Below are 832 nucleotides of genomic sequence, written 5' to 3'. Positions count from 1 at the left end.
TTCTTAAACTCGCCGAGCTTCAAAAAGAAAACAGTGATCTTCAGCACGAGTTATCGTCCACAACACTTAAACTACGCATCAAACAGATGGGAACAGGTAAGGAAACCTTACTTTGTGACACATCTACAGGTAGGGATGGCCCAATCGTGCCGAAACATTATCGACGCAATGTCTTCAACACATTGCACAAACTTTCGCATCCAGGTGTTCGTGCAACCATCAAGCTTATAGCAGAACGGTTTTGCTGGCCTGGCATGAATAAAGACGTGAGGGAGTGGGCACGCTCCTGTGTAAGCTGCCAAAAATCTAAGGTTATCAGACACAATAAATGTCCCTTAGGCTCGTTTAAAACTCCCGATGCTCGTTTCGACCATGTTCATCTGGATTTGGTAGGACCTTTACCAGATTCAAATGGATACTCTTATCTTTTAACCTGCGTAGACCGTTTCACTCGATGGCCAGAAGCAGTACCTATCAAGGACATCACTGCTGAAACAGTGGCTCGCGCCTTCGTCGAACGATGGGTAGCAAACTTCGGCTGCCCTTCACCCATCACTACAGATCGCGGACGTCAGTTTGAATCTGATCTTTTCCGTCGTCTGACCACACTTTTAGGAATCACTCGCTTCCGAACGACCGCCTACCATCCACAAGCAAACGGGTTGGTAGAACGTTTTCACCGACAACTGAAAGCTTCGCTATCAGCTGCAAACGTTTCACAATGGACCGACGCTCTTCCACTCGTCTTACTAGGTATCCGCAATGCAATGAAAGCTGACATTGGATACACTGCGGCTCAACTCGTTTATGGAACGACACTTCGACTTCCAGG

General features: G+C 47.2%; 1 protein-coding gene. It reads left to right on the top strand.

Annotation, left to right across the window (positions count from 1 at the left end; genetic code table 11):
- Window positions 1-832 (top strand): DDE-type integrase/transposase/recombinase (locus DF185_RS24745; protein ID WP_165836112.1); only part of this gene is annotated, 832 nt, incomplete at both ends.

This window comes from Marinifilum breve (genome assembly GCF_003202155.1).
In the GTDB taxonomy this organism is placed as follows: domain Bacteria; phylum Bacteroidota; class Bacteroidia; order Bacteroidales; family Marinifilaceae; genus Marinifilum; species Marinifilum breve.
Note: the sequence above shows the minus strand (reverse complement) of the source record. Positions and strands in the feature narration are given on the sequence as shown.